The sequence below is a fragment of the Arthrobacter sp. 1088 genome (genome assembly GCF_031455315.1).
Classification (GTDB): Bacteria; Actinomycetota; Actinomycetes; order Actinomycetales; family Micrococcaceae; genus Arthrobacter.
Window position 1 is genome coordinate 178,148 of sequence record NZ_JAVDSM010000011.1, and the last position, 8,268, is coordinate 186,415.

Annotated in this window: 9 protein-coding genes; 4 read left to right on the forward strand and 5 right to left on the reverse strand. The window is 62.0% G+C overall.

Annotation, left to right across the window (positions count from 1 at the left end; all coding sequences use genetic code 11):
* Positions 1-55: 55 nt before the first annotated feature.
* Complete coding sequence (locus J2Y41_RS18000) at positions 56-814, forward strand: IclR family transcriptional regulator C-terminal domain-containing protein (RefSeq protein WP_309930469.1); 759 nt, start codon at positions 56-58, stop codon at positions 812-814.
* Between the two features lie 11 nt (positions 815-825).
* Here the strand turns inward: J2Y41_RS18000 and J2Y41_RS18005 are convergent, their stop codons facing one another.
* From J2Y41_RS18005 to J2Y41_RS18015, 3 genes are all read right to left on the reverse strand, one after another.
* On the reverse strand, positions 826-1,590 hold the full coding sequence (locus J2Y41_RS18005; RefSeq protein ID WP_309930471.1) for an IclR family transcriptional regulator: 765 nt from the start codon (positions 1,588-1,590) through the stop codon (positions 826-828).
* A gap of 97 nt (positions 1,591-1,687) precedes the next feature.
* A complete protein-coding gene (locus J2Y41_RS18010) occupies positions 1,688-2,428 on the reverse strand; it encodes a cyclase family protein (RefSeq protein WP_309930473.1) in 741 nt (246 codons plus the stop codon).
* Entirely contained in the window at positions 2,428-2,874 is a 447-nt protein-coding gene (locus J2Y41_RS18015) for a hypothetical protein (RefSeq protein ID WP_309930476.1), read from the reverse strand. Before J2Y41_RS18015 ends, J2Y41_RS18010 begins: the two co-directional genes overlap by 1 nt.
* Before the next feature lie 185 nt (positions 2,875-3,059).
* Here J2Y41_RS18015 and J2Y41_RS18020 point away from each other — a divergent pair, with 185 nt between their 5' ends.
* From J2Y41_RS18020 to J2Y41_RS18030, 3 genes are all read left to right on the forward strand, one after another.
* Positions 3,060-3,947 (forward strand): intradiol ring-cleavage dioxygenase, encoded by an 888-nt coding sequence (locus J2Y41_RS18020; protein WP_309930478.1) that lies wholly within the window; start codon positions 3,060-3,062, stop codon positions 3,945-3,947.
* Positions 3,948-3,984: 37 nt separating this feature from the next.
* Positions 3,985-5,292 carry a M18 family aminopeptidase gene (locus tag J2Y41_RS18025; protein ID WP_309930480.1) on the forward strand — a complete coding sequence of 436 codons (1,308 nt, stop codon included), beginning with the start codon at positions 3,985-3,987 and terminating at the stop codon, positions 5,290-5,292.
* Positions 5,293-5,534: 242 nt separating this feature from the next.
* Positions 5,535-6,950 carry an amino acid permease gene (locus J2Y41_RS18030; protein WP_309930481.1) on the forward strand — a complete coding sequence of 472 codons (1,416 nt, stop codon included), beginning with the start codon at positions 5,535-5,537 and terminating at the stop codon, positions 6,948-6,950.
* A gap of 60 nt (positions 6,951-7,010) precedes the next feature.
* Here the strand turns inward: J2Y41_RS18030 and J2Y41_RS18035 are convergent, their stop codons facing one another.
* Positions 7,011-7,433 (reverse strand): hypothetical protein, encoded by a 423-nt coding sequence (locus tag J2Y41_RS18035; protein WP_224165894.1) that lies wholly within the window; start codon positions 7,431-7,433, stop codon positions 7,011-7,013.
* 66 nt (positions 7,434-7,499) lie between these two features.
* A complete protein-coding gene (locus tag J2Y41_RS18040; RefSeq protein ID WP_224165893.1) occupies positions 7,500-8,159 on the reverse strand; it encodes a DUF1345 domain-containing protein in 660 nt (219 codons plus the stop codon).
* Between the last annotated feature and the right edge of the window lie 109 nt (positions 8,160-8,268).

Below are 8,268 nucleotides of genomic sequence, written 5' to 3' on the forward strand. Positions count from 1 at the left end.
CGCTGACATGGGCGTGTGAGAATGGCGTGAGCGCTTGGCGGAAGGAGCGGGATTCTTGGAGGTGTCACCGGAGGCGTCGTCGTTGGCGCAGGGGCTTCGTCTCGTTCGGCTGGTTACTGACCGCGAAAAGCAGGGCCGTCAGTTACTTGGCGTATCCCAACTCGCGGCCGAGCTGGACATGGAGCAGAGCAGGGTTTCGCGCCTGGCCCAGGAACTGTGCGATTTGGGGTTACTCGAGCGGCTGGAGCGCGGGCCTTTCCGTGCGGGACCTCGGTTCTTCAGCCTGGCCGCCTCCCTCAATGTTGGCTGGGTCCATGATTCGCGTGCGGAGCTGGAAGAGTTGGTCTCGTCCCTGGGACTTAGGTCCCGGCTGTCAGTGCGGGATGGTGTCAGGGTTCTGCTGCTGCGTTCCTCCACCAACAATTCAGTCCTGGGCGGGTTCGCAAAGCCGGGAATGGTCACGCCCGTGTGGTGTACAGGTTCCGGGCGGGCGTTGCTGTGGGACCACTCCCGGAACGAGCTGAAAGCCCTGCTTAAGGACGTCAACTTCATCGGCGTCGGCGGGCCTGCTGCAGCGCATTCCCAAGCGGAAGTCGACGCCCTCATGGAGCGCGACAGGCCCCGGGGTTTTGTGTTGGCTGCTGAGGAGTTCGAATACGGTGTATGGGAACTGGCCGTACCTGTCCGGGATCCTTCAGGCGGCATCGTTGCTGCCCTCAGTGTCCTGGGTACCCGTTCCGATATTGAGGGGGCCGCATCGGAGCTTGCCCCGCTGCTGCATTCGGCAGCGCACCGGCTCGGTTCCGGGACTTAAGCTCTGGGCGGCTATTGAAGCCGTCCGCCAACCATCGACTCAAGCCACTCCCGCCAAGCATGGAGGGCGACTGCGTAAGTTTCGCGGTGGGGCTCAATGCGGGACTTCGGGCCCACTATCTGTAGGGCTGCAGCAACCTCTCCCTTGAAGTCGCGTATGGGGGCGGCCAGTGAGTAAAGTCCCGGCTCAGCTTCTTCGTCCACGATTGAGTAGCCGCGCACGCGAGCTTCCTTGAGCCGCGCCAGGAAGTCCTCCACAGAGGAAGGCGTATTGGGTCCATGCTTCACGAACTCAACAGATTCGAAGATCTTGCGGACTTCTTCGTCCGGGGCGTCCCACAGAAGTGCTTGGCCGGCGTCACTGCAATAGGCAGGATACGGACGTCCAAGCCACGATCCCACGAGGTTGGCGCTGGCTGGCACCTGTTCACCGATGGTGACCGTACTGTTGCCGCTGAGCACGCCAAGGAAGCACGCCTCGTTGGTTTCAGAAGCGAGACCCTCGAGCGCGGTCAGCCCGTCCGTCTTCAGCCGTTGTTCAGCGACCAATTGGGCGTCCGTGAGGATAGTCCAACCCAAGCTGTACTTCCGCTGATCCCTGCGGGCCAGGAATCCCTCCTGCAAGGCACCCTTGAGGCTTCGCGATACTTGGCTGCGGTCCTTGTCCAGGTCGGCCGCGACGTCGGCGACCGTCCCGCCGTCGTATCCTTGCGCGTGACGGGCACCGACCGCTAGGATGGCCATCATGCCCCGGCCCATGCTTGAGGTCTTTGACATGGATTGATTCTAGCTTTTGGGCGGAAGGTTCTTCGGGACCGGCACCGGGGACAGGCCCCGGGGGACCGGCTCTGACGGTGGGCCGAACGGGCGCGTCCTAGTGGATGGCGAAAACCCTGGCCGGAAATCCACTGCCTTCCAAGGGCTTGGCCCATGTTGCCACCAGGACGCCGCCGGCCTCGGGCACGTTGTCCAGATTGGCAAGAAGTTCAATCTGCCACTTGTCCCGGGCCAGGACATAAGTTTCCAAGCTGAAGTCCTGCTGGGAGGTGGCGACGCCGGGATCAGTGTCCGTTTGTTCGTGGCCCACGGCAGCCACGGCACGGGTCTCGATCAGGAATTCCAGAACCTCCTGTGACCAGCCGGGAGTGTGGCTGATGCCGGCTTGGTCCTTGTTTGCCATTGCTTGGGCATCAGGCCAGCGATGGCTCCAACCAGTCCGGAGCGCCACAAATGAACCTGCCGGAATCTTCCCGTTCCGCTCCTCCCAGGACTGGACGTCGGCGAGTGTTGGAGCGGCATCTTCGTCGAGGCGAACACGGTCACTGATATCCAGGACAACCAAGGGCAAGAGCATTTGTTCCACGGGTATCTGGTCCAGTGTGCGGCCGCCCCGCACAAAGTGTGACGGCGGATCCACATGGGTTCCCCATTGGCCGACGATCGAGTACCGGTGGGCAGTAAAGCCGTCCCCCTTTTCCATGTCAAAGAGGGCTTCGCGGGACTCATCCGGGAAGGCAGCGAAGCGCGGCTGACCCGGATGGAACGCATGCGTCAGATCGGTGTACGTCCTGCCTTCGAGCAGGGGTGCGAGCTGCTGCCATAACTGGGAACCCATCAGGCCACCCGGCTTTCAATGGCAGGAGCGTGGGCACTGCTGGAGACACTCAGCGGCCCGGAGACTTCAATGACGGGAACTTCCCACGGGTGGATATCCACGATCCGCTGGACGAGTTCATGCACGGCCTGGTCCGGGAGCGAGTCGTCGAAGTATGTGGTGAAGACAAAAGTCGGCGAGATGGTCCTCTGCCCAACGCTTCCCAGAGTGGGATTGGCGCCTTCCGCGACTGTAAAGCCCTCGAACCCTGCCGAGGACTCGAAGACGTGGTGGTAATTGCCGAAGCCTCCCAGCTCCGGCGTTACGGTGAGTGCTTGCAGCAGGGAAGCGATGCCGGCGTCGGATTCCAGGGCGCCCAGATCGCCACTGGCCAGTTGCGTCATCGTGTCCAGCGGGATGGGCCAGTGGATGCGCAGCTTTCGCACGGCTTTCAATTCAATGTTCATGGGGGCGATGCCTTCCGTGGATGTGCTTACTGGGAGCAATCGTGGCACAAGGTGACGAGCATTACAAGCATATGCAAATGTTTATATGGCACATAAGGCCCTTGGAGGCTGATAGTCGCCGCTTTCACAGCTCCACCACGGGTTTGGCATGTACAAGTCACAGCGCCCGTGGGTTTGATGGACGCATGACGTTCCCGCAGCCTCATCCAGACCACGATCGCGGCCTTGAATTCGATCTCTCCACGCTCCTGAGCCGTCGGCGAACGCTCGGCATCCTGTTCGGCGCCGGGACGGCAGCAGCCCTGGCTGCTTGTACGCCGGGTTCCGAGGGTGGCGGCGCATCGCCGTCGTCGTCTTCCGGCACTGCCGCTACCGCAACACAAAGCACGACGGCGGCCGTATCACCTTCCGCTACCAGTACCGTGACGCGCGCACTCGCCGAATGCGGAGTCGAGATCCCGGAGGAAACCCCCGGCCCCTATCCCGGCGACGGTTCCAACGGGCCGAATGTGCTCGAGGCATCGGGAGTAGTTCGAAAGGACATCACTTCAAGCTTCGGCAGCTCCACCACCAAGGCCGCAGGCGTCCCGCTGACTTTCACCCTCACCCTGCTGGACAACGCCAACGGTTGCTCACCGCTGGCAGGTGCGGCGGTCTATGCCTGGCACTGCGACCGGAACGGCAAGTATTCCCTTTACGATTCAGGGCTGAAGAACGAGAACTATTTGCGCGGCGTCCAGGAGGCCGACAGCAACGGCCAAGTCACTTTCACTACCATCTACCCCGGTGCCTACAGTGGGCGATGGCCGCATATTCACTTTGAGGTATTTGAATCCATGAGCAACACTTCCGCGGCGGGGCAGGTGTTGGCGGTTTCCCAAATCGCTCTGGCTGAGGCCGCGTGCAAGGACGTGTACGGCTCGCCGGGATACGAGTCGAGTGCCCGAGACTTCGCAAGAAGCACCCTGGCAGGGGACAACGTCTTTGGTGACGATGGAGGCATATATCAGCTGGCCACCATGTCCGGTTCGGTCCAGGGAGGCTACACAGCCGCGCTGAACGTCACGGTTTGATGCGAAGCGGTCAACAAGCGCAGCTAGACTCGGGGGCATGCCTTCGAATGCCCCCGCAGCAGCTGACCACATCCAGGACCTCGGCGCATATGTTTCGGCTTCGCCGTCCAGCTTCCATGCAGTGCACGAGGCCGGCAGGCGGCTTGATGGCGCCGGCTTCACCGCGCTGGATGAACTGCAGTCCTGGGAAGGTGGCGCGGGTAAGTTCTATGTCATCCGCGACGGCGCCCTGATCGCGTGGGTCACTCCCGAAAGTGCCGGTCCCACCACGGGCTTCAATATCCTGGGTGCCCACACGGACTCCCCCTCCTTCAAGTTGAAGCCGAAGCCCACCACCGGGAAGTTCGGTTGGCTGCAGGCCGGCGTCGAGGTGTACGGAGGGCCGCTCCTTAACTCCTGGCTGGACCGAGAGCTGCAACTGGCCGGCCGCCTGGTGTTACGCGACGGCACGCAGCACCTGACCGCAACCGGCCCGCTCCTGCGCTTCCCGCAACTCGCCATCCACTTGGACCGTGCGGTTAATGACAACGGCCTGCTTCTGTCCAAGCAGCAGCACATGAATCCGGTCTTCGGGCTCGGTGATCCGGCCAACGAAGATCTTTTGGGCCTGCTTGCCGGGCGCGTCGAGGGCGCCACTGTTGATCCAGCAGACATCGGAGGTTACGACGTCGTCGTGGCGGACACGCAGGCACCTGCGGTTTTCGGCGCCAACGGTGAGTTCTTCGCCTCCGGCCGGTTGGACAACCTTTCTTCGACACACGCTGGCCTGGTGGCATTGATCGAACGCGCGAAAGCGGGGACGAAAGACGGCCCCATCGCTGTCCTCGCCGCTTTTGACCATGAAGAGATCGGTTCCAACTCGCGTTCCGGTGCCTGCGGCCCCATCCTTGAGGACATTTTGACCCGAATCTCTGACGGTCTTGGCGCCTCGGTGAGCCAACGGCGGCAGTCCTTGGCGGCGTCGTTCTGTGTTTCTGCGGACGCCGGTCACGCCGTCCACCCGAACTACGCCGAGAGGCACGATCCCGTCAACCGTCCGCTACTCAACGGTGGACCGCTGTTGAAGATCAACGCAAACCAGCGTTATGCCACCGATGCCACGGGGGCTGCGCTTTGGGCACGGTTGTGCGGGGAAGCAAATGTGCCGTACCAGGAATATGTATCCAACAACGACCTTCCGTGTGGCTCCACCATTGGTCCGCTGACTGCGACGCGGCTGGGGATAAGGACAGTGGATGTCGGCATCCCCCTGCTGTCCATGCACTCGGCTCGGGAATTGTGTGGTGTGGAGGACCCGTTCCGGCTGTCCTCCGTGGCGGAGCGGTTCTTCCGCACTGAGGTCTGATTTCCCGGGCGCGGCTAACAAAGCCTCAAAGAGTCATTTCAAGGGAGTTTCTAAAGTTTCCTATATGAAACTTTAGATGCTTATAGTCATACTTTTTGTGCATATTTCCTTTTTTGGGATCGCCAAAATGTACATCCGCACAGGATTTTGCCCTGCGCGGATGGCTACTGTGGGAAAGCCATGTGGCCCGCTGCACATCAACTCGGGCCCCTCTCCAAAGACACTAAGGACGGCGCCGACCCATGCACGCTGACCAACAACTTTCAAAGTCCCTGAAGCCACGACACCTCTCCATGATCGCCATCGCCGGCGTGATTGGTGCTGGGCTGTTTGTGGGTTCCGGCGCCGCTATCCAACAGGCTGGCCCGGGTATCCTCGTCGCCTACTTGGCTGCTGGCCTGGTGGTTATCCTCGTCATGCGAATGCTCGGCGAAATGGCTGCCGCCAACCCGGAAACCGGCTCCTTCTCCACATACGCGGATAAGGCCTTGGGCCGCTGGGCCGGGTTCAGCATTGGCTGGCTCTACGCCTGGTTCTGGATCATCGTGCTCGGCATCGAGGCCACCGCCGGCGCTGCCATCATGCATCGCTGGGTGCCGGGCGTCGACCAGTGGGTTTGGGCGCTGGTGCTCATGGTGCTCCTGACATTGACGAACCTTGGCTCCGTGAAGTCGTACGGCGAGTTCGAATTCTGGTTCGCGTCCATCAAGGTGGCCGCAATCGTCATCTTCCTGCTCGCAGGCATTGCCGCCATCCTTGGCTTGATCCCTGGCGTTTCCGCGCCGGGCGTCGCCAACCTCCTGGACCAGGGAGGCTTTATGCCCAACGGTCCGGGTGCGGTCCTTGCCGGCATCCTCGTGGTGGTCTTCTCGTTCTTTGGTGCCGAGATTGCGACGATCGCCGCGGGTGAATCCGAAAACCCCGTAGACGCAGTCAAGAAGGCTGTGAAGTCCACCGTATGGCGCATCTTGATTTTCTACATCGGCTCCATTGCCATAGTGGTCACACTCCTGCCGTGGAACAGCGCTTCGGTCGCCAAGAGCCCGTATGTTGCCGTGATCGAGCTCTACGGAATCCCGGGTGCCGGCACCATCATGGACATCGTGGTCCTCACCTCGGTGCTCTCCTGCCTGAACTCGGGCCTGTACACGGCAAGCCGGATGCTCTTCTCGCTCTCGCAGCGTGGCGACGCCCCCAAATCCTGGACGAAGATTTCCAAGCGCGGCGTGCCTGCGGCAGCAGTACTTGCCTCCACCGTGGTCGGGTTCATCACTGTCGGCCTGAACTACGTCGCTCCGGACACTGTGTTCCTGTTCCTCGTCAACACCTCCGGCGCCATCGCCTTGTTCGTGTGGCTCGTCATTGCCAGCTCACAGCTCATCCTCCGCCGACGCATGGGCGCCGCCGCCAAGGATCTGGACCTCAAGATGTGGTTCTTCCCCTACCTCACGTGGATCGCGATTGGAAGCATCGTCGCGCTCATCATCGGCATGGTGATACTTGAATCCACGCGGGAATCGCTCTTCCTCTCGTTGGCCCTTGCTGCGGTCGTCGTCGCCATTGGCGTGTTCCGATACCGCAAGGGCGGCACCCCTTCCGCCCCGGTGGATGACGGGGAAGCCGAGCGCGTCACGCTAGGTTCCGGACCGGCGTCGTAAGCGTCCTTTTCGTCCGTGGCAGCCGCCGTCAGCGTTCGACGGCGGCTGCCCCGTTCGTGTTTAAGGCACCTCAACGGGGAGGTACTGGATGGGTCCGGGGCATTGTGCGCCGGTGGTATCCGGAACACCCGGTATGGCAGGGATGTCGAAGACTGCGTCCCGCTGGCGTTTGCCTGTCTCCTTGACCACAACGCGGACCTTGGCCACCACGGCAGGCGGGGAGGCTGTTCGCCCGGCAGGTAGATACGGAGGCTCCTGAGGGACGAGCCAGCGGCCATCCGTCTGCTGTTGGACGGGCCGCGGTGTGCAGCCGTCTCCGAAACATGCTTGGACGCGGCTCGGCGTCGAGCCTATCTTCAGCTCGATGGGAGTGTCGTTTCCCATGGCAGGGCACACGCGCGACTTGTCCACCGCGAACCACACAACTACGCCGATCGCGGCCACCAAAATGATCGCCGCAACCCAAATCAGCCGGGGCTTCATGGCAAGTAGCCTACGCCTGGGCGCGCCCGGGAACCGGGCATTTCGGGCGCCGGGAACTTCTGTGGGCTACTGGGCCAAGCCGATGACCAGGTTGATGGTGACGGCCAGGATGACCGTGCCAAACAGGTAGGACAGAAGGCTGTGCTTCAGGGCCTCGAGCCGGATCCGGTGGTTGCCCAGATTGGTGTCTGAGACCTGGTACGTCATGCCAAGGCTGGTGGCGAGGTACGCGAAATCGGTGTACTGCGGCGGGCGATCCTGGTTGAAGCTGATGCCGCCCATTTCACCACCGGCATCGGCTTCAGGGCTGTAGTACAGCTCGGCATAACGCAGGGTGAAGAGGGTTTGGACAAGCATCCAGGACAGGGCTACGCACGCAAGGGAGAGCGCAGCCGAATAAAAGCGGGTGTCCGTACCTTCAGTGTGCGAGTTGACGATCACTGCGGCAGCGGCGGCGATACTGGCCAGGTTTGCGATGAGGATCAGTACATCGGTAACCCCGCGGGAAGGGTCCTCGGAGGTTGCGTGTTGCTGGGTTTCAGAGGGGTCCATCCGCGCTATCACCAGCCACACCCAGGCAACATAGATCAGCGCTGCCGTGGCCCAGCCGACCGCCGGGGCGTCGACCCAGCTGCCTGCGAGGCCCGTGACCACGAAGGCCGCGGCACCGGCAGCCACCATGACAACGAAACGCACCCGGCTGCGCCTCACTCTCAGTGCATCCATGCCCCCACCCTAGCTGTATTGACCACGGACGTTGATGACGCTCGGCGTGGTTTGGTGACATGAAGAAGACCTCCGGGTGGAGTGGGGCTTGTCTAGAGTCCAATTCCAC

Coding starts and splice junctions, on each gene's coding strand:
- J2Y41_RS18020 (WP_309930478.1), top strand. CDS start 3,060: ATGACGTTCCCGCAGCCTCATCCAGACCACGATCGCGGCCTTGAATTC.
- J2Y41_RS18010 (WP_309930473.1), bottom strand. CDS start 2,428: ATGGGTTCCCAGTTATGGCAGCAGCTCGCACCCCTGCTCGAAGGCAGG.
- J2Y41_RS18015 (WP_309930476.1), bottom strand. CDS start 2,874: ATGAACATTGAATTGAAAGCCGTGCGAAAGCTGCGCATCCACTGGCCC.
- J2Y41_RS18030 (WP_309930481.1), top strand. CDS start 5,535: ATGCACGCTGACCAACAACTTTCAAAGTCCCTGAAGCCACGACACCTC.
- J2Y41_RS18035 (WP_224165894.1), bottom strand. CDS start 7,433: ATGAAGCCCCGGCTGATTTGGGTTGCGGCGATCATTTTGGTGGCCGCG.
- J2Y41_RS18005 (WP_309930471.1), bottom strand. CDS start 1,590: ATGTCAAAGACCTCAAGCATGGGCCGGGGCATGATGGCCATCCTAGCG.
- J2Y41_RS18040 (WP_224165893.1), bottom strand. CDS start 8,159: ATGGATGCACTGAGAGTGAGGCGCAGCCGGGTGCGTTTCGTTGTCATG.
- J2Y41_RS18025 (WP_309930480.1), top strand. CDS start 3,985: ATGCCTTCGAATGCCCCCGCAGCAGCTGACCACATCCAGGACCTCGGC.